The following is a 19,976-nucleotide window of genomic DNA, read 5'->3' on the forward strand; positions in this document are numbered from 1 at the left end:
GGTTCACCTTGTGGATGGCGCTTCAGGCCGGTCGTTGGGAAGGGGCCGCAGGGACTGCACGGCCGTTTTCAGGAGCTCGACGTCGGCGGGCGTGTCGATGTCGAGCGAGCGTTCGGCGGGCATAGGATAGCCCGCCGTCTGCGGCGAAAGAAAGCTGCGCTGGCGCAGGAACCAGCCGGTGCGGGCGGCGTAGACGGCGCCGTTCAGGCACCAGGCCGGCGGCAGGTCCTGGCGCCGCAGCGGCATGCCGGCGGGCGGTTCGGCGTAGCGCGCCAGCCTGCCGTCGGCGTCGAGCCGGTAGGTCCAGTAGGGATGCTCGTCGGCGGCGCGCAGCGAGACGCAGGACGGCGCGCCGCTCGCTTCGAGCAGTTCCAGCGTGCCGTCGATGTCGGCGGTGCTGCGCAGCGGCGAGGTGGGCTGCAGCAGCACGACGATGTCGTGGCCGGGCACGCGTTCGAGGGCGTCGACGACGACGTCGATCGACGAGGCCGCGTCGCCGGCCAGGGCGGCGCTGCGGCGGAACGGCGCCTCGCAGCCGGCGCGCAGCGCCGCGGCGATGATGGCCTCGTCGTCCGAGGAGAGGATCAGGCGGTCGATGTAGCGCGAGGCGCGGGCGGCGTCGATGGTCCACTCGATCAGCGGCCGTCCGCCGATCGGCAGGATGTTCTTGCCCGGCACGCCCTTCGAGCCGCCGCGCGCGGTCACCACGGCCAGCACGGAGCGGCCGCCGATCATCGGAACACCTCGTCGAATTCCTGGTTGGCGCGGGTATAGTCGGGCAGGCGGCCGATGTCGAGCCAATAGCCGTTGATGCGGTGGCAGCGCGTGTGCATGCCCTTGGCGACGACCGCCTCGAACAGCGAGGGCATGTCGAAGAACTGGTCGGGCGGCACCAGCGCCAGGGCGCTCGGCGACAGCACATACATGCCGGAGCTGACGGTGAAGCGCTGGATCGGCTTTTCCTCGATCGACTCGATGCGGCCGTTGCGCTCGCGCACCACGCCGAACGGCACCTGCATCTCGTATTCGCGCACGCCCATGGTCGCGTCGGCCTCGGCCTCAAGGTGCTGGTCCAGCATGGCGCCGTAGTTTTCCTTGGTCAGCAAGTCGGCATTGGTGACGAGGATGGGCTGGGTCGGCAGCTCGGGCAGCAGGCTGAGCGCGCCGGCCGTGCCCAGGCGCTGCCGTTCGCGCAGGTAGTGGATGCGGATGCCCAGTTGCGCGCCGTCGCCGAAATGTTGTTCGATCTGTTCAGCCTTGTAGTTGACGGCCAGGTAGAAGTTGCGGAAACCCTGGTCGGCGTAGCCGCGCATGATGGTTTCCAGCAGCGGGCGCGATCCGACTTGCAGCATCGGCTTCGGCGTGTCCTGGGTGAGTTCCTTGAGCCGGCTGCCCAGCCCGCCCGCCATGATGACGACGCTGTGCTCGCGCTCCTGGGGGCCGAGGAAGTCGTCGACGGTTTCCAGTCCGACCACCAGGCCGGCGCCGTCGAGCACCGGCAACTGGTGCACGCCGAGGCGGCGCATCATCGACAGCCGGGTGGCGCGGTCGTCGTCCGTGCTGGCGCAGGTCGGCGTGATGTGCATGGCGGCGCTGACCGGGTCGGCCAGGCTCAGGCCGCGCAGCAGGGCGCGGCGGGCGTCGCCGTCGCTGAGCGTGCCGAGCAGGCGGCGCTGCTGGTCGACGACGAGCACGATTTGGCTGCCGGCCCGGTTGATCGTTTCCAGCGCCGTGCGCAAGCTCATTTCCGGCCCGATCAGGGCCTCTTTCCAAATTCTCATTTTGCTTGTTCCCATGGACGTGCGGGCGTGCCCAGCAGCACGCCGCCGCCCGAAAAATTCTTGACTACCACGGCGCCCGCGCCGACCAGGGTGGCGGCGCCCAGGCGCACGTCCTGGCGCACGGTGGCGCCGGCGCCGACGTGGCAGGCGGCGCCGATCCGGACCTGGCCGCAGACGACGGCGCGCGGCGCCAGGTGGCTCCAGGCGCCGATGCAGGCGTCGTGCTCGACGATGGCGCCGGTGTTGACGATGCAGCCGGCGCCGAGTTCGGCGCCGGGCTGGACCACGCAGCCAGCCATCAGTTGCACGGCGGCGCCCAGGCGGGCGAAGGGCGAGACGATGGCGCCCGGGTGGCGCACGCCGCAAAACTGCCAGCCCTGCGCTTCGAGGCGCTCCTGCACGCGCGCGCGCAGCGGCGGCGTCTCGCCGCCCAGGCCGCCCAGGCCATTGGCCAGGCGCAGCCCGGCGCGCTCGTAGCGGGCCAGCACGGCGTCGTCGCCCAGCACCGGTAAGCCACATAATACACGACCGTGGCGGGCCGGGTCCGTATCGGTGAAGCCGAGCACGGCGGCGCCGGCGGCCAGCAAAGCGTCGGCGACGACGGCGGCGTGGCCGCCGGCGCCGACTATGATGACTGGCAAGGTCATGCTTCGATCAATTCGTCGGCGGCGTAGGCGCGCTGGGCGCGGCGCCCCAGCATGGCCCAGAATTCGAGGGGCGAGATGCCGCCGCCGGGGCGTTTGGCGGTGAGCATGTCGGCGCGGAAGATTTCGCCGGCGGCGATGGCGCGCGCCGCCACCAGGCTGCGGCGGGCGACGGCGCGGTTCGGCACTTCCAGCGGCGCCGGCTGCTTCAGCGGCGAGCCCAGCGCCTGTTCGACGTTGCGGATGGCGGCCACCAGCTGGCGCAATTCCTGCGGTTCCAGCGAGGCCGCATGGTCGGGGCCGGGCAGGGAGCGGTCCAGCGTGAAGTGTTTTTCGATCACGCAGGCGCCCCGCGCCACCGCCGCGATCGACACTTCGATGCCCAGCGTGTGGTCGGAGTAGCCGACCGGCAGGCCGAAGGCGGCCGCCATGGTGTCCATGGCGCGCAGGTTGACGGCGCCGGCCGGGGCCGGGTACTGGGTGACGCAGTGCAGCAGCGTGACGTGGGCGGCCAGCGCGGCGCGCCCGGCCGCGCTGCAATAGGCCAGGTCGAAGTCGGCGCGGCCGGACGGTTCGGCGTCGCCGAGCAGGCCGAAGGCGATGACGCCGAGCGCCTGTTCGATGTCGGCCAGCGTCGCCATGCCGCTCGAGACGATCAGCGGCTGGCGCAGGCGGGCCGCCTGCAGCAGCAGGGGGCCGCAATTGATGTCGCCGGAGGGAATCTTAATCGCCGGCATGTTCAGCGGCGCCAGCAGCGCCAGGCTGGCGGCGTCGAAGGCGGTGGACATGAAGCGGATGCCGCGCCGCTGGCAGTGGGCCAGCAAGACTTCGTGGTCGTGCGGCGACAGCTCCAGCGCGCGCAACATGGCCAGCTGGGAGCCGGCCTCGCCCGTGTTGGCGACCTGGTAGTCGGCCTTGGCGGCGCCCGCCGTGGCGAGCAGCTCGGCCTTGAAGGTCTGGAACTTGACGACGTCGGCGCCGGCGTCGGCGGCGGCGTCGACCAGTTGCAGGGCGCGCTCGATCGAGCCGTTATGGTTGACGCCGGCTTCGGCAATAAACAGCACAGGTTTATTCACGGGGCAATATCCAAGAGGTGAAAGGTTTTTTTCAGCCGGGCTGGGTCGCCCGGCAACTGGCGCAGCGCCGCCACGATGCGCGCGCTGGAGGCGCCGTCACCGTAGGGGTTGAGCACGGCGCTGCAGTCGAGAGCCAGCGCCTTGCCGAGGGCCGCCGCGATGGCGCCGCGCTCGGCCTCGCAATGCAGGACGGAGGCGGCGGCGCTGCGGCCGCGCTGGCGGTCGCCGATGTCGACGGTGGGCACCTTGAACGAGGGCGCCTCGTACAGGCCGCTCGAAGAGTTGCCCAGTACCGCGTCGGCCTGCGCCATCAGGCTCAGGTAGCGCAACTGGCCCAGCGAGGCGAACACGCGCGCATTCGGCCGCTGCGCCGCCCACAGGTCGAGGGCGGCGGCCAGCGCCCGCCCGCCCGTGTCGGCGTTGGGGCGGGTGAACCACAGCGCCGTGTCGGCCGGCAAATCGGCCAGCGCGGCCAGCAGTTCGGCCTGCTGGGCCACGCCTTGGGACGGCTCCAGCGTCACCGGGTGGAAGGTGATCAGCAGATTGCGCCGGCCCAGCGGCGCGCCGAGCGCCTCGGCCAGCGCGGCTGCTTCGAGCAGCGGGCGGCGCCGCAGGTGGTCGAGGCCGGGATTGCCGACCACGTGCACGGCTTGCGGGTCTTCGCCCAACTGGCGCACGCGGCGCGCCGACAGCTCGTTGGTCACCAGGTGCAGATGCGCCATTTTGCTGATGGCGTGGCGGATCGACTCGTCGAACGCGCCTTCCGTGGTGTCGCCGCCGGCGATGTGGGCCAGCGGGATGTTGTGCAGCATGGCGGCCTGGGCGGCGGCGAGGATTTCGAAGCGGTCGCCCAGCACCAGCACGAGGTCCGGGCGCAGTTGTTCGAAGGCATCGGCGATGCCGATCAGGCCCAGCGCCATGGATTTCGCGATGCCGCCCGGCGTGTCGCTGGAGAGCAGCATTTCGACGCGGCGGGCGATCGGGAAACCGTCGTTTTCGATCTCGCGCACGGTCAGGCCGAATTCCGGCGCCAGGTGCATGCCGGTGACGATCAGTTGCAGCTCGACGTCCGGCGCGGCGCGCAAATCGTGCAGCACCCAGTACAGCAAGCCGTACTCGGCGCGGCTGCCGGTGACGACGGCAATTTTCCGTGGCGCGCTCACACGGCGCCCATGATCAGTTGCGGACTGCTGGGCAGATTGATGATGCGCCGCGCCAAGTCCTGCGCCACCGGCGTGGCCATGCTGGCGCAGTCGCGGTACATGGGCAGGGTGCTCAGCAGTTCCCATACGGGGCGCGTCATTTGGCCGGCGCCGTTGGTGGCGGCCAGGATCGCGTCGCGCTGCTCGGCCAGCTCCGGCGCGATCAGCAGGGTTTGCAGCCAGTAGTTGGCGCGCGTGCCCGGCCTTTCGGTGAACAGGCGCACATGCGGCAGGTCGCTGAAGGCTTCCAGGTAGCGCTGCGTCAGCTCGCGCTTGGCGTCGAGGAAGCCGTCGATCTGCTCCAGTTGCGCGCAGCCGAGCGCGGCGTTCAGGTTCGGCATGCGGTAGTTGTATGCCACTTCGTCGTGGTAGAAGGCCCACGCGTGCGGCATTTTCGCCGTGGTGCTCAGGTGCTTGGCGCGCTTGGCCAGCGCGGCGTCGTCGGTGAGGATGGCGCCGCCGCCGCCGGTGGTGACGATCTTGTTGCCGTTGAAGCTGAGCATGCTGCAGCGGCCGAAGGTGCCGGTGTGCCGGCCGCCTATCGTGCTGCCGAGCGATTCGGCGGCGTCTTCGACGACCTCGATATGGTAGCGCGCCGCCAGCTCCAGCAGCGCCGGCATGTCGACCGGATGGCCGAAGGTGTGCATCGGCACGACGGCGGCGATGCGCCGCCCGGTGCGTTTGTTGCGGCACACGCCGGCGAGCACCTCGGCCACCTGCCCGAGGTGTTCCGCCAGCGCGGCGATGCCGATGCCGAGGCTGGCCTCGTCGCTGTCGACGAAGTGGGGCTGGGCGCCGCAGTGGCGCACGGCGTTTGCCGTTGCCACGAACGATAGCGCGGGAATCAGCACTTCGTCGCCCGCTTCGACGCCGACCAGTTGCAAGGCGATTTGCAAGCCGGAGGTGCCGTTGCTGACCACCACCGCGTGCTTCGCCCCCGTATAGGCGGCGAGGTCGCGTTCGAAGCGGTCGACATAACTGCCCACCGAGGACACCCAGCCCGTTTCGATACATTCCGTCACATACGCGAGTTCGCGGCCGCGGAAGCAGGGTTCGTGGAGCGCCACCTTGGCGGTGGCCGTGACGCGCCTGACGCGTTCCGTGATGATCTCAGCGAGTTGCATGCAATCTTTCAAATATTGTAGATGCCGGCCTTGTAGCGGCGCAGATTGTCTGGCTGGCTGAACCAGTCTATGGTTTCCTGCAAGCCGTTGCGCAGGCCGGCGATGCCAGGGTATTCCGGTTCCCAGCCCGTCAGCGCCTTGGCGCGGCTGTTGTCGGCCCACAGCCGCTCGACTTCGCTGCCGGCCGGGCGCATGCGCTGCTCGTCGCTGGTGAACTCGACTTGGCGGCCCATCAGCTCGGCGATCAGTGCCGCCGTGTCGCCGACGGAAATTTCGTAATTGCTGCCGATGTTGACCACCTGGCCCAAGGCGGCGTCGCACTCGGCCACCGCGATGAAGCCGCGCACGGTGTCGCGCACATAGTTGAAGTCGCGGGTAGGGTGGACCGCGCCCAGCTTGATCTGCTGGGCGCCGGAGGCAACTTGGGTGATGATGGTGGGGATCACGGCGCGGGCCGACTGGCGCGGGCCGTAGGTGTTGAACGGGCGTATGGTTGCCACCGGCGTGTTGAACGAGTGGTAGAAGCTCTGCGCGATCTGGTCGGCGCCGATCTTGCTCGCCGAATAGGGCGACTGGCCCTGCAGGGGGTGTTCCTCGGTGATGGGGACAAAGCGCGCCGTGCCGTACACCTCGCTGGTCGAGGTGTGCACCACGCGCTCCACGCCGAGTTCGCGCGCGGCCTGGACCACGTTCAGCGTGCCCTTGACGTTGGTGTCGATGTAGGTGTCGGGCGAGTGGTAGGAATAGGGGATGGCGATCAGCGCGGCCAAATGCAGGACCACGTCGCAACCCTGCATGGCGGTGCGCACGCCGTGCGGGTCGCGGATGTCGCCGGCGAAGACGTCGAGCGAGGACTTGACGTTGCTGTCGGCATCATCCAGCCAGCCCCAGGAGTTGAAACTGTTATAGCAGACGAAGGCGCGCACGTCGGCGCCGGCGCGCACCAGATGTTCGGTCAGATGCGAGCCGATGAAGCCGTCGGCGCCGGTAACGAGGATTTTTTTGTTTAAGATATTCATGATAGTTAATGAGCGAGTGCTTAGAACCTGAAGACGGTCAGGCCTTCGCTTGTCAGGGCGTGCCGGTCAAACAGACTTTTCAGGTCGGCCAGCACCGGTTTGCCGGGTTTGCACAGCGCCTTGAGTTGCGCAGGCGTCATTTGGCGATAGGCATGGTGTCCGACCGCAACCACCAGGGAGTCGACCGGTTGCGCCGGGCTGACCTGGCCCAGCGCAAGCTGGTATTCGTGCATCAGCTCGTCCGCGTCGGCGTAGGGATCGACGATGTGCACGGTGACGCCCCAGGCTTCGAGTTCGCGGACCAGGTCGACCACCTTGCTGTTGCGGATGTCGGGGCAGTTTTCCTTGAAGGTGATGCCGAGCACGCCGACGCTGCTGCGGGCGACGTCGATGCCGTTGCGCAGCATGAGGCGGATGAGGTTGCGCGCCGCGTAGCGCGCCATATTGTCGTTGATGCGCCGGCCAGCCAGGATCACCTGCGGATGGTAGCCGACTTCCTCCGCCTTGTGGGTCAGGTAGTAGGGGTCGACCCCGATACAGTGCCCGCCCACCATGCCGGGGCGGAAGGGCAGGAAATTCCATTTGCTGCCGGCCGCTTCGAGCACTTCAAGCGTGTCGATGCCGAGGCGCTCGAAAATCACCGACAATTCGTTGACCAGGGCGATGTTCAGGTCGCGCTGCGTGTTTTCAATCACCTTGGCCGCTTCCGCGACGCGCAGGCTGGTCGCCTTGTAGGTGCCGGCCGTGATGATGCTGGCGTATAGGCGGTCGACGACATCGGCCACTTCCGGCGTCGAGCCGCTGGTGATTTTCTTGATTTTTGTTAAAGTGTTGACCTTGTCGCCAGGATTGATGCGTTCCGGGCTATAGCCGCAAAAGAAATCTTTGTTGTATTTAAGCCCGGAAAATTTTTCCAGCAGGGGGACGCACACTTCCTCGGTGCAGCCGGGGTAGACGGTGGATTCGTAAATGACGATGGCCCCGGCTGTCAGCGCGCGGCCGACCGTCTCGCTGGCGCTGATCAGCGGCGCCAGGTCGGGGCGGTTGGCCTTGTCGATGGGCGTCGGCACGGTGACGATGAAAATGCCGCAAGAGGCGAGATCGGCCGCATCGCTGCTGAAGGTCAGTTGCCGGCTGGCCAGCAAGCTGGCGTCGGCCACTTCCAGCGTCCTGTCCCGGCCCGCCCGCAGCTCGGCGATCCTGGCGGCATGGATGTCGAAGCCCAGGGTCGGGCGTTGTTTGCCGAACTCCACCGCCAGGGGCAATCCGACATAGCCGAGGCCGATGATGGCGAGATGGTGATTATTCATGCGTTCCACTGCCGCTCCACGGAATGATCCTGCAAATTGGGGAAGGCCGCAGAAATTGCAATTTGAATAACAATTTTGATCCACCACAGGCCGAGGCAAAATAAAAAGGCTACGAATTATAGCTGGGCGTTTACCCGCTTGCCAGTGCTATTACGGATTGTTACGCTTTCGTGACATGCCGATTCAACTGCCTTTCTTGCCGTGGCAATGCGGGCACGACACCTCGTACACGTATTCGGGCGCCAGTTGCTGGCGCGGCGTGACGACGGCGCGGCAGACGAAGCACTGCACCGTCTCGGTCGGCTGCAGCTGCGGGTTGAGTGCCGTGCGGTAGTCGAACACGAAGCAGTCGCCCGTGTAGTGGGCGCCGCCGACCTCCTCGAAGTACTTCAGGATGCCGCCGTCGAGCTGGTAGACGCTGTCGTAGCCGATCTCCTTCATGTGGATGGCCGCCTTTTCGCAGCGGATGCCGCCGGTGCAGAAGGTCACCACGGTCTTGCCGTCGAGCTCGTCCTTGTGGGCGGCGGCCACGGCCGGGAATTCGGTGAACTTGTCGATGCGGTAGTCGAGCGTGTTGTCGAAGGTGCCCACGTCGACCTCGAAGGCGTTGCGCGTCTCCATCATCACCACCGGCTTGCCGGCGTCGTCGACGCCGCTGTCGAGCCAGCGCTTGAGCGTGCGCGCGTCGACCGAGGGCGCGCGGCCCAGCTCCGGCTTGATCAAGGGCATGCGCATCGTGATGATCTCTTGCTTCAGCTTCACCAGCATGCGCTTGTGCGACTGCTCGGCCGAATAGCTTTCCTTGACCTCGATGTCGGCGAAGCGGGCGTCGCCGCGCAGCCAGCCGAGGAACTGGTCGATGGCCGCGCGCGGGCCGGACAGGAACATATTGATGCCCTCGGGCGTGAGCAGGATGGTGCCCTTCAGGCCCAGCTCCGCGCAGATGGCCTGGAAGCGCGGGCGCGCCGCCTCGGTGTCGTCGAAGGTGACGAATTTGTAGGCGGCGATGTTGACGTGGGCCGCGGCGGCGTTGGCGGCGGCGCTGGAGTTCGGTGTGGCTGGCATGGGGACAATCGGAATAAACAGAATAGCCGGTATTATAAACTTTGTCGCCCCGCGGCCTGAAGCGGACCGCCCTTCACGGTAAAATAGCGCCACTAGTGACAGCAAGAGAATGGCAAACAGCATGGAAATGGTAATGCAAGACGCCGCCGGCGCGGCCGCGGCCGTCGGCGCGCCGCAGGGCCCTGGCTTCGTGCACCTGCGGGTGCACTCCGAATACTCGATCGTCGACGGCCTGGTGCGCATCGACGACCTGGTCGACGCGGCCGCCAAGGACAAACAGGCGGCGCTGGCCGTGACGGACCTGTCGAACCTGTTCGGCATGGTCAAGTTCTACAAGGCGGCGCGCGGCAAGGGCGTCAAGCCGGTGGTCGGCTGCGACGTCTGGATCAGCAACGACGACAACCGCGACAAGCCCTCGCGCCTGCTGCTGCTGGCGAAGAACCGCATGGGTTACCTGCAGTTGTGCGAATTGCTGTCGCGGGCCTGGCTGGAGAACCAGCACAAGGGCCGCGCCGAGGTGCGCATCGAGTGGTTGCAGGCGCTGGCGACGACGCCGTCGGCGCTGCTGCCGGGCGTGAGCCCGGCGCACGGCCTGATCGCGCTGTCGGGCGCCCATTTCGGCGACGTCGGCATGGCCTTCGACAACGGCAACGCGGCGCTGGCGGAGCGCTGCGCGCAGCGCTGGGCCGACATCTTCCCCGGCCACTTCTACGTCGAAATCCAGCGCGGCGGCCAGCCCAACCAGGAACGCCAGGTGCGCCAGTCGGTGGCGCTGGCGGCCAAGCTGGGCCTGCCCGTGGTGGCGACCCATCCGGTGCAATTCATCGACCGCAACGAATTCATCGCCCACGAGGCGCGCACCTGCATCGCCGAGGGCGAGATGCTGGCCAACGCCAAGCGCGTCAAGCGCTTCAACGACGGCCAGTGCTTCCAGTCGCAGGCCGAGATGGCGGCGCTGTTCGCCGACCTGCCGGCGGCGCTGCGGAACTCCGTCGAAATCGCCAAGCGCTGCAACCTGACGCTGGTGCTGGGCAAGCCGCAATTGCCGAACTTCCCCACGCCGCCCGGCATGACGATCGACGAATTCCTCGTCGCCGAGTCGCGCGCCGGCCTGGAGCAGCGCCTGCTCCACCTGTACCCGGACCCGGCCAAGCGCGAGGCGCAGCGGCCGCGCTACGAGGAGCGCCTGAAGTTCGAGACGGACACCATCAGCAACATGGGCTTCCCCGGCTACTTCCTGATCGTGGCCGAGTTCATCCGCTGGGCCAAGGAGAACGGCGTGCCGGTGGGGCCGGGCCGCGGCTCCGGCGCCGGCTCGCTGGTCGCCTATTCGCTGCTGATCACCGACCTCGACCCGCTCGCCTACAATCTGCTGTTCGAGCGCTTCCTGAACCCGGAACGCGTCTCGATGCCCGACTTCGATATCGACTTTTGCCAGGAGGGGCGCGACCGCGTCATCCAGCACGTCAAGGACTTGTACGGCAAGGACGCCGTGTCGCAGATCGCCACCTTCGGCACCATGGCGGCCAAGGGCGCGATCCGCGACGTCGGCCGGGTGCTCGACTTCGGCTACAACTTCTGCGACGGCATCTCCAAGCTGATCCCGTTCAAGCCGGGCAAGCCGGTGTCGATCGCCGACGCCATCAAGGAGGAGCCGCTGCTGGCCGAGCGCCTCGACAACGAGGAAGAGGTCAAGCAGTTGCTCGACCTGGCCCAGCAGGTCGAGGGCATCGCCCGCAACATCGGCATGCACGCCGGCGGCGTCCTGATCGCGCCGGGCAAGCTGACCGACTTCTGCCCCCTCTACACCCAGGGCGGCGACGGCGGCGTCGTCTCGCAGTACGACAAGGACGACGTCGAGGCCGTCGGCCTGGTCAAGTTCGACTTCTTGGGCTTGACCACGCTGACCATCCTCGACCGCGCGGTGCGCTACATCAAGCAGCTCGACCCGGCCCAGGCCGACTTCGACCTGGCGCGCCTGCCGCTCAACGACAAGGCGTCCTACGAGCTGCTGACGAAGGCGAAGACGGTGGCCGTGTTCCAGCTGGAGTCGCGCGGCATGCAGGGCATGCTGAAAGACGCCCGGCCCGACCGCTTCGAGGACATCATCGCGCTGGTGGCCTTGTACCGCCCCGGCCCGATGGACCTGATTCCCGACTTCTGCAAGCGCAAGCACGGCGAGCGCTTCGACTATCCGGACCCGCGCACCGAGTCGATCCTGTCGGAAACCTACGGCATCATGGTGTACCAGGAGCAGGTGATGCAGATGGCGCAGATCGTCGGCGGCTACTCGCTGGGCGGCGCCGACATGCTGCGCCGCGCCATGGGCAAGAAGAAGGCCGAGGAGATGGCCGAGCACCGCCAGATCTTCCGCGACGGCGCCGCCAAGGACGGTCTGACGAACGACAAGGCCGACGAGATCTTCGACTTGATGGAGAAGTTCGCCGGCTACGGCTTCAACAAGTCGCACGCGGCCGCCTACGCCTTGCTGTCCTACCACACCGCCTACCTGAAGGCGCACCACACGGCCGCCTTCATCGCCGCCAACTTGTCGCTGGCGATGGACGACACCGACAAGATCAAGATCCTGGTCGAGGACGCCATCGACGTGTGCGGCCTGACGCTGCTGCCGCCGGACATCAACCAGTCCGACTACCGCTTCACGCCGGACGGCCCGCCGCCTTCCGTGTCGGGCAAGCGCGTCACGCAGATCCGCTACGGCCTGGGCGCCGTCAAGGGCTCCGGCCAGAGCGCCATCGAGGCCATCATCGCGGCGCGCCAGAGCGGCGGCCCGTTCACCGACCTGTTCGACTTCTGCAAGCGCGTCGACAAGCGCCAGATCAACCGCCGCACCATCGATTCGCTGATACGCGGCGGCGCCTTCGATTGCTTCGGCGTCGACCGCGCCATCCTGCAGGCCTCGGTCGGCTTCGCCATGGAGTGCGCCGAGCAGGACGCCAAGGCGGCCAACCAGGTCAGCCTGTTCGGCGGCGACGACAGCGACATGGTGGCGCCGCCCGAGTACGTCAAGGTGGCGCCGTGGAGCGACAAGCAGAAGCTGACGGAGGAAAAGATCGCCCTCGGCTTCTATCTGTCGGGCCACCTGTTCGACTCCTACGCGCCCGAGGCGCGCCGCTTCGCCCGCACCAAGCTGGCCGACCTGGACCCGTCGCGCGAGCCGCGCATGATGGCCGGCGTCATCACCGGCATCCGCACGCAGATGACGCAGCGCGGCAAGATCATCATCGTCACGCTGGACGACAAGAGCGGCACCGTCGAGGTGACCGTGTACAGCGAATTGTTCGAGCAGAACCGCAAGATCTTCAAGGAGGACGAGTTCCTCGCCGTCGTCGGCAAGGTGTCCGAGGACCGCTTCTCGGGCGGCTTGCGCATCACGGCCGAGAAGGCCTTCGACATCGTCGCCGCGCGCATCCAGTACGGCCGCCAGCTGGGCCTGGCGCTGCCGGCCACGCTGGACCCCAAGCGCATCCGCGAGGTGCTGCTGCCGCACCGGCTCGACGGCGGCCTGTTGATCGCCGCCCGCATCGCCCCGCAGGGCGTGGCTTGCACCTTGCAGTTCGGCGAGGAGTGGCGGGTGGCGCCGTCGGACGATTTGCAACTGGCCTTGCAGCAACTGCTGGGCGCGCAAGAGGTGGCCGTCGAGTATTGAGGCGCGCCGGGGCTGGCGCGCGTCACGGCGCGTCAGCCCCGCGGATCGTGGCGGGTTTAGCGGGCGCGCCGCTTGCGCAGGTAGCGCAGGAACCAGCGCAGGCTCTGCAAGGGCTTGCCCTGGCGCCACAGGAAGCGCGAGTGCATGCGCATTTCCTTGGTGTTGCCCGGCTCGCCGTCCAGGCCCAGTTCGGCCCATGGCGATTGCGCCAGATGGTGGGCGAACAGCCGGCAGGCGGCGTGGCCGCTCCAATCGGCCCAGGGCTTGACGGCGCCGGCGAAATGCACCAGCGCGGCCTTGCCGACGGGGCGCAGCGCCGTCTTGTTGTCGTTCAAGTCGTGGATCAGGTCGTACAAATAGTTCCAGCGCGGCGAGATGTAGCGGGCGCGCCCGTTCAGCACGATGTTCAGCGCGTCCTGGTCGGGGAAACGCAATTCCTTGTCGCTGTGCTGCAGCGTGGCCAGCGTGGCCTCCTTGATACCCGCCTGCAACCAGCGTTCGATGTTGATGAGCATGACGCCGCTGTTGAAGTATTCGGCCTGCGGCAGGCCCAGCGCCGCCACCCGGCGCCGCGTCGTCACCGGCGCGTCCGGCACGACGACGGCGATGTCGGCGCCGATGTCGAGCGCGGCCAGCTCGTCGAGGGGGCCGACGCACAGGATGTCGGCGTCCAGGTAGAGCACGCGCTCGCTCTGGCCGCGCAACTGTTCGGGGATCAGGAGGCGGGTGAAAATCGACAGCGAATAGTGCGAGTGGCCCAGCAGGTGGGCGAACTGGTCCAGCGTGGCCGCGTCGATCAGGTGCAACTGCGTCTGCACCAGCGGGTGCATCTGTTCGAGGCGGCGCAGGCGGGCCTGGTGTGCGGCGTCGATGGCGATGCCGAGCACGTGGAACTTGAAGCGCCGCCCCGGGTTGTGGGCGATGATCGAGGCGATCGTCGCGCCCATCGCGCGGCAATAGCGGTCGTCGACGCAAAAGGCGATGTGGAACTGCGGCTCGGCGGCCGCCACCGCCGTCATGGCAGCGCCTGCATGACCTGGGCCACGCTGATGGCCTTGACCCAGTCGCGCCGCCGCAGCGCCGTGACGACGGTGCTGTGGGCGCGGTCCAGCGGCACCCATTCCGGATTCTTTTGCCGCATCAGGGCCACCACAGGCACGTGCACGGCGTTGGCCAGGTGCATCACCGCCGTCTCGACCGAGACGATCAGGTCGCACTCGGCCAGCATGGCCGGCAGCTGGAAGAAATTCTCTTCGGCGCTGAACAGTTCGGTGCGGGCCAGGCCGTAGCTGTGGATGACCTGGCGCGCGTGCTGCAGTTCCTGCGGCACGGCGTTGACGATGAAGCAGGCGTCGCGCCAGGCCTCCTGGGCGCGCATCGCGGCGATCAGCTCGGCCACCCGCTCCAGCGGCCAGCAGCGCTTGTGCGTCTTGGCGTAGGGGTTGATGAAGACCAGCTTGCCGGTGCGTGGCGCGAAGCCCCAGTCGGCCAGGCGCTGGCGCGCCGCCAGCGGCCATGACGCCGGCATGTCGACGAAGGGGAAGCGCGCGGCCGGCGCCACATCGAGCCCGCACAACTGGCGGAACCAGTCGGCGTAGACGTCGCTGATGTGGTGGTCGGCCGGGCCGGCGTAGGGCGCCAGCGCGGCGTCGAGGCGGCGGTAGGCCAGCAGGTGGTGGGGCTGGAACAGGCCGACCGGCTTTTTCATGCCCAGCACCAGGCCGTCCGGGCTGATGCTGCGCGCCAGGCCGGCGTACAGGTGCGGGCGCAGCGTCGCCAGCGAGACGACGATGGGATACTGCTCGCGCCGCGCGGCGGCGATGGCTTCCTGGTACAGGGCCGGGCTGTAGGTGCTGTTGTAGACCTTGGCGAAGCAGCCGCAGTGGCCGACCCAGTCGTACAGCGAATATTTCCTCAATCCTTCCCACTGGGCCGGGTCGGCGGTGCGGCGCACCTCGTCCACCCACAGGTGGACTTGCAGATGCGGGTGGGCGCGGGCGAAGGCCTGGAAGTAGTTTTGCAGGTAGGTGAAGTCGCCCAGCGCCAGGTGGGCGATGAAGAGGATTTTATTCGATTGCTGCAGCCGGTCGGCGGGGATCAGGGTCGGTGTCATAAGGTGTGCGGCGGGTTCGGCGCCGGTTATCGGTGGCGCCCAGGCGGTTTGTCGGTGAAAATGTCCGTGTCGCTAAGCGGCGCCGTCGGCCAGCGGCGGCATCGTTTGGCGCGCCGGCTGGCGTTGGCGGGCGCGCAGGGACGACCAGAGCATGATGATCAGGAAACTCAGCATCATGACGCCGTTGTTGTGGGTCGTGAAAGACTGCGTCAGGCTGAACAGAATGTAGCTGACGCACAGCAAGACACCGCCTATGGCGTAGGGCTGGGCCGCGATGCCGCCCCGTTTTAGCTGGCGGGCGAACAGCAGTAGCGGCGTCAGGTACAGCAGCAGCAGCGCCAGCAGGCCGGCCACGCCGCGCTTGACGAGGGCGTCCAGGTAGTCATTGTGCAGGTGGTTGTAGTCGTCGATCACCGGCGCGGCCAAGCCCTTCTGCACCAGCGCATGCTTGCGCGCGACGTAGCCGTCCTTGCCCCATCCCAGCCACAGGTGCTCGGGTGCGATGATGAGGCCGGTGCGCCACATTTCCAGCCGGGCGCCGACCGATGAGTCGGCATTGCCGGTGTTGGCGTAGGCTTGTTGCTCGCGCTCGGCACGCTCGATGCGTGCCCGCAGATTCGACTGCGGCAGCGCATAGGCGAGCGTGACCAGCCCGGTCAGCCCGGCCAGTATCAGCAGGCCGATCCGCAGGGAGCGCTTGCCATGGGCGCTGTAGTGGTGGATAGCCAGCAGACCGATGCAGAAGGGCAGCGCGATCCAGCTGCCGCGGCTGCCGGTGAGCAGGGAGCCTAGCATGCCGAGAATGGCGCCCGCCACCAGCAGCAGCAGCCAGCGCAGCTTGTGCGCTTGCGCCAGCGCCCAGGCGAGGCCGGCCAGGCACAGGATGCCCAGCAACAGGCTGATGTTACCGAACTGGATGGGGTTGGTCGTGCCGCTGGCCCGGTCCGCGCCCCCGATCACTTGCTGCCAACTGGCAAACAGGCCGGCGCTGATGGCGCCGACAGCCATGCCGGTCCACAGCGCGGACGGCGCAGGCGGATAGGCCAGCAGCAACAGCAAGGCCGGAATTGCCAGCAGGAAGCGCAGCGGCGCGTCATATTCCCGCAGCGGGGCGCCATGAAAGGCGAGCACGCCGGCATTGATGACAAAATACAGGGCCAGCGCGCCAATCAGCCAGCGATCGTTATTTTCCAACGCCAGCGCCGGCCTCTTGCGCAGCAACGCGGCGCTGCCGAAAAACAGCAAGCTTGCGCCGAACGAAAAACCGCTGGAGAGGACAAGCGCGGGCGCCAGGAACAGAAAGACAGCGAAAGAGGTGAAACAGGTCATCAAGCAAACCTTAGAGTGCTCCCACACTGGCGGGGGGACCGCAGTCCTGCCGCAGCGTTGTTTAGAGAAAGGCACCATTGTAAAGCATCGCCTGCGCCGAACCAACGGAAAGCGCCCGAGGCTTGCCCAAGCGCGCAACAATGCGCCGCCGGCGCCGCGCATGCCCGCCCGCCCGGCGCCGTTTTGCTGTATAAAGCCGGATCATAATCTCGCCGAACGTCCATGTTAAAACGCCCCCCGATCACCTTTTGGGCCACCGTCTTCGTCACCGTCGTGTGCCTGTCGCTGGTGGCCATCGACGCCTGGCGCAGCTGGAACGCGCGGGCGCTGCAGCTGCTCGAAGTCGAGCGCGCCGGCGCCAACCTGGCGCGCGCCATCGCCCAGCAGGCCGACGACACGCTACGCGCGGCCGACACCAGCCTGGCCGACATCGTCGAGCGCATCGAGACGGACGGCCGCGGCGCGGCGGCGCTGGCGCGCCTGCAGCGCCAGATGCAGGCCCACGTGGCCGAGCTGACGCAGTTGAACGGCCTGTTCGTCTTCGACGCCGAGGGCGACTGGCTGGTCCATTCGCGCCCGCCGCCGCACGCCTACAACAACGCCGACCGCGAATACTTCCGCTTCCACCGGCGCGACGCCGGCCGCCGCGCCCACATCGGCGTGCCGGTGCAGAGCCGTTCCAGCGGCAAGTGGGTGATCCCCGTGTCGCGCCGCATCAACCGTGCCGACGGCAGCTTCGGCGGGGTGGCGCTGGCGACCATCGACATCGACTATTTCAAGCGCTTCTACGAAAGTTTCGACATCGGCCGCCGCGGCGCCGTGGCGCTGACGACGCACAGCGGCACGCTGCTGCTGCGGCGCCCGTTCAACGACGCGACGATCGGCATGGACATGCGCGGCACGACGCTGTACCAGGCTTACACCGGCGCCGGCCCCAGCGGCAGCGTGCTGCTGGCGTCACCGCTGGACGGCGAGGTGCGGCTCAACAGCTACCGCGCGCTGGCGCACTATCCGCTGTTCGTCACGGCCGCCCTGTCGAAGGACGAGTTGCTGGAGAACTGGCGCCGCGACACCTTCCTGCATTCGTCCGGCGTGGTGTTGCTGGCGCTGCTGCTGGGCCTGTTCGGCAAGCGCCTGGTGCAGCAAATCGGCCTGCGCGCGGCGGCCGAGGCGCAACTGCTGGGCGCCCGCGACGCCCTCGAGGACATGAACCGCCAGTTGGAGACGCTGGCGCTGCAGGACGGGCTGACGGGGCTGGCCAACCGGCGCCAGTTCGACGCCACGTTGGAGCGGGAGTGGAGCCGGGCGCGCCGCGGCGGCGGCACGCTGGCCTTCATCATGCTCGACGTCGACTGCTTCAAGCAATACAACGACTGCTATGGCCACAGCGCCGGCGACGCCTGCCTGCGCGCGCTGAGCCAGGCCATCCGCGCGCAGTTGCCGGGCCGGCCGGGCGACCTGGCGGCCCGCTACGGCGGCGAGGAATTGTGCATCCTGCTGCCCGCCACCGCGCTGGAGGGCGCGCTGGCGGTGGCCGAGCGGGTGCGCCTGGCCGTCGAGCGGCTGCAGATCGTGCACCGCGGCAGCCCGGCCGGTTTCGTCACCGTCAGCGCCGGCGTGGCGGCGCTGGCGCCCTACCATGGCGGCGGCGCGCCGCTGCAACTGGTCGAGGCGGCCGACGCGGCCCTGTACACGGCCAAGCTGGCCGGCCGCAACGCGGTGCGCGCCGCCGCGCCGGCGGCTTAAAACTCTTCCCAATCCTCGCCCGTGGCGGCGGCCGCCTTGAGCAGCTTTTTCGGCGCCGGCGCCTGGGGCGCGGCGGCGCGGCGCGGCGCGCTTGCCGGCGGCCGCGCCGCCGCGGCCGGCGTCTCGGCCAGGGCGGGCGCGGCGGCCGCTTCGGCCAGGTCGTACAGCGCCGGCGGCTCGGGCGGCGCCAGCGCGCCGGCGTCGAGGCGGAACACGCTGACCAGTTGCGCCAGGTTGCCGGCCTGGCCCTGCAGCGACTCGGCGGCCGCGGCCGCCTCCTCGACCAGCGCGGCATTCTGCTGCGTCACGCCGTCCATCTGCGTGATGGCCTGGTTGATCTGCTCGATGCCGGACACCTGTTCCTGGCTGGCGGCCATGATCTCGCCCATGATGTCGGTGACCCGGCGCACGCTGGAGACGACTTCGTCCATGGTCGCGCCGGCCTGCTCGACGAGGCGGTTGCCGACCTCGACCTTCTCGACGGAATCGCTGATCAGGGTCTTGATTTCCTTGGCGGCGGCGGCCGAGCGCTGCGCCAGGTTGCGCACCTCGGAGGCGACGACGGCGAAGCCGCGGCCCTGCTCGCCGGCCCGCGCCGCCTCGACGGCCGCGTTCAGGGCCAGGATGTTGGTCTGGAAGGCGATGCCGTCGATGACGCCGATGATGTCGACGATTTTCTTCGCCGACGCGTTGATCGAGCCCATCGTCTGCACCACCTCGCCGACGACGGCGCCACCCTTGACGGCCACGTCCGAGGCCGACAGCGCCAGCGCGTTGGCCTGGCGCGCGCTGTCGACGTTCTGCTTGACGGTCGAGGTCAGCTCCTCCATCGACGAGGCGGTTTCCTCCAGCGAGCTGGCCTGCTCCTCGGTGCGCGAGGACAGGTCCAGGTTGCCGGAGGCGATCTGGCGCGAGGCCGCCGCGATCGTCGCCGTGCCGGCGTGCACCTGGCCGACGATATTGGCCAGGCTGTCGCGCATCGCGCGCATCGCGAAGAGCAGGCTGGACTGGTCGTGGCGGGCCGTCTCGATGTGCACGGCCAGGTCGCCGCCGGCGATGCGGCCGGCGATCTCGGCGGCGTAGTCCGGTTCGCCGCCCAGCTGGCGCAGCAGGCTGCGGCTGACCCACAGCGCGGCGATGATGCTCGTCAGCAGGGCCAGCAGGCCGAAGCCGAGCATGGCCGCGCGCGCGCCCGCGTGGGTGCGGCCGGCTTCGAGCGCCGACTCGGCGCTGGCTTTCTCCTCGATCACGCTGAGCGCGCGCAGCGACTCCCACCAGCGCTTCTGCACCGGCCGCAGTTCATCGCGCAAGACCTGGTAGGCTTGCTCGCCCTGCTGCGCCTGGCCCAGCGCGGCGGCGCGGGCGATGATGGGCGCGGCCAGCGCCGCCTGCGTCTTGATCTTGTCGAGCAGCGCCGCCTCCTCGGCGCTGGCGCTGGATTGGTCGGCGAACATCCGGCTCAGTTGCTCCTGCGCGGCCGTGTAGCGTTTCGCCTGCTCCTCGATGCGCCCCAGCTCGCCGCGGATTTCCGTATCGTCCTTGAGCAGGATAATATTGCGCAAGGCCAGCGCGCGCTCCGTCACCGTCAAATCCATCGACGCCGCCAGCCGCGCCGCGACGGCGTTGACCTCGGTGATCTCGGTGATCTGCTCGCGCATCACGCCCATGCGGTTCACGCCGAGCCAGGTGACGGTGGCCAGCAGCAGCGACACCAAGCCATAGCCGACGGCCAGCCGGGTGGCGACCTTCATCTTTGCGGTACTCATGCTGTGTTCTCCAATGAATGGGGGCAAGCGGAAAGTATTTCCTGGAAGATTTTGAGAGTCGCATCGGCGCAGGCCGCTGTCAACGGCGCCGGCGGCCGCATCAGATATGCCTCAAGCTTGCTGCAAATAGC

General features: G+C 68.2%; 15 protein-coding genes. 2 read left to right on the forward strand and 13 right to left on the reverse strand.

Translation table 11 applies throughout. From position 1 onward, the window contains the following. Window positions 1-3: 3 nt before the first annotated feature. From OIK44_RS14975 to OIK44_RS15015, 9 genes are all read right to left on the reverse strand, one after another. Entirely contained in the window at window positions 4-735 is a 732-nt protein-coding gene (locus OIK44_RS14975) for an acylneuraminate cytidylyltransferase family protein (protein WP_273671725.1), read from the reverse strand. Next, window positions 732-1,781, reverse strand: a complete 1,050-nt coding sequence (locus OIK44_RS14980; RefSeq protein WP_273671727.1) for a nucleotidyltransferase family protein — start codon at window positions 1,779-1,781, stop codon at window positions 732-734. Before OIK44_RS14980 ends, OIK44_RS14975 begins: the two co-directional genes overlap by 4 nt. After that, window positions 1,778-2,428 carry an acetyltransferase gene (locus OIK44_RS14985; protein ID WP_273671729.1) on the reverse strand — a complete coding sequence of 217 codons (651 nt, stop codon included), beginning with the start codon at window positions 2,426-2,428 and terminating at the stop codon, window positions 1,778-1,780. Before OIK44_RS14985 ends, OIK44_RS14980 begins: the two co-directional genes overlap by 4 nt. Further along, window positions 2,425-3,501, reverse strand: coding sequence for an N-acetylneuraminate synthase (neuB, locus tag OIK44_RS14990; protein WP_273671730.1), 1,077 nt, complete (start codon window positions 3,499-3,501; stop codon window positions 2,425-2,427). The genes OIK44_RS14985 and neuB overlap by 4 nt, the downstream gene beginning before the upstream one ends. Further along, a complete protein-coding gene (neuC, locus tag OIK44_RS14995; RefSeq protein ID WP_273671732.1) occupies window positions 3,498-4,664 on the reverse strand; it encodes a UDP-N-acetylglucosamine 2-epimerase in 1,167 nt (388 codons plus the stop codon). The genes neuB and neuC overlap by 4 nt, the downstream gene beginning before the upstream one ends. Then, complete coding sequence (locus tag OIK44_RS15000; protein ID WP_273671734.1) at window positions 4,661-5,827, reverse strand: LegC family aminotransferase; 1,167 nt, start codon at window positions 5,825-5,827, stop codon at window positions 4,661-4,663. The genes neuC and OIK44_RS15000 overlap by 4 nt, the downstream gene beginning before the upstream one ends. 8 nt (window positions 5,828-5,835) lie before the next feature. Beyond that, window positions 5,836-6,846 (reverse strand): NAD-dependent 4,6-dehydratase LegB, encoded by a 1,011-nt coding sequence (locus OIK44_RS15005; protein WP_273671735.1) that lies wholly within the window; start codon window positions 6,844-6,846, stop codon window positions 5,836-5,838. Window positions 6,847-6,866: 20 nt separating this feature from the next. After that, window positions 6,867-8,156 carry a nucleotide sugar dehydrogenase gene (locus OIK44_RS15010; RefSeq protein ID WP_273671736.1) on the reverse strand — a complete coding sequence of 430 codons (1,290 nt, stop codon included), beginning with the start codon at window positions 8,154-8,156 and terminating at the stop codon, window positions 6,867-6,869. 183 nt (window positions 8,157-8,339) lie between these two features. Beyond that, on the reverse strand, window positions 8,340-9,221 hold the full coding sequence (locus OIK44_RS15015) for a sulfurtransferase (protein WP_273671737.1): 882 nt from the start codon (window positions 9,219-9,221) through the stop codon (window positions 8,340-8,342). A gap of 133 nt (window positions 9,222-9,354) precedes the next feature. Here OIK44_RS15015 and dnaE point away from each other — a divergent pair, with 133 nt between their 5' ends. Further along, a complete protein-coding gene (gene dnaE, locus OIK44_RS15020; protein WP_273671738.1) occupies window positions 9,355-12,891 on the forward strand; it encodes a DNA polymerase III subunit alpha in 3,537 nt (1,178 codons plus the stop codon). A 56-nt stretch (window positions 12,892-12,947) separates the two neighbouring features. Here the strand turns inward: dnaE and OIK44_RS15025 are convergent, their stop codons facing one another. The 3 genes from OIK44_RS15025 to OIK44_RS15035 all read right to left on the reverse strand — a co-directional run bounded on the left by OIK44_RS15025 (window position 12,948) and on the right by OIK44_RS15035 (window position 16,333). Continuing rightward, complete coding sequence (locus tag OIK44_RS15025) at window positions 12,948-13,910, reverse strand: glycosyltransferase family 8 protein (RefSeq protein WP_273671739.1); 963 nt, start codon at window positions 13,908-13,910, stop codon at window positions 12,948-12,950. Continuing rightward, window positions 13,907-15,004: a glycosyltransferase family 9 protein gene (locus OIK44_RS15030; protein ID WP_273671740.1), complete on the reverse strand. Its 1,098-nt coding sequence runs from the start codon at window positions 15,002-15,004 to the stop codon at window positions 13,907-13,909. Before OIK44_RS15030 ends, OIK44_RS15025 begins: the two co-directional genes overlap by 4 nt. Window positions 15,005-15,076: 72 nt before the next feature. Next, the gene (locus OIK44_RS15035; protein ID WP_273671741.1) at window positions 15,077-16,333 is read right to left on the reverse strand and encodes an O-antigen ligase family protein; all 1,257 of its coding nucleotides are present in this window, start codon (window positions 16,331-16,333) and stop codon (window positions 15,077-15,079) included. A 222-nt stretch (window positions 16,334-16,555) separates the two neighbouring features. Between OIK44_RS15035 and OIK44_RS15040 the strand changes: the two genes are divergently transcribed. Beyond that, the gene (locus OIK44_RS15040; RefSeq protein WP_273671742.1) at window positions 16,556-18,079 is read left to right on the forward strand and encodes a GGDEF domain-containing protein; all 1,524 of its coding nucleotides are present in this window, start codon (window positions 16,556-16,558) and stop codon (window positions 18,077-18,079) included. Here OIK44_RS15040 and OIK44_RS15045 read toward each other — a convergent pair. Continuing rightward, on the reverse strand, window positions 18,076-19,845 hold the full coding sequence (locus OIK44_RS15045) for a methyl-accepting chemotaxis protein (protein ID WP_273671744.1): 1,770 nt from the start codon (window positions 19,843-19,845) through the stop codon (window positions 18,076-18,078). The genes OIK44_RS15040 and OIK44_RS15045 overlap by 4 nt on opposite strands. Window positions 19,846-19,976: the final 131 nt, after the last annotated feature.

The organism is Janthinobacterium fluminis (assembly GCF_028595325.1).
Taxonomy (GTDB): Bacteria; Pseudomonadota; Gammaproteobacteria; order Burkholderiales; family Burkholderiaceae_D; genus Janthinobacterium; species Janthinobacterium fluminis.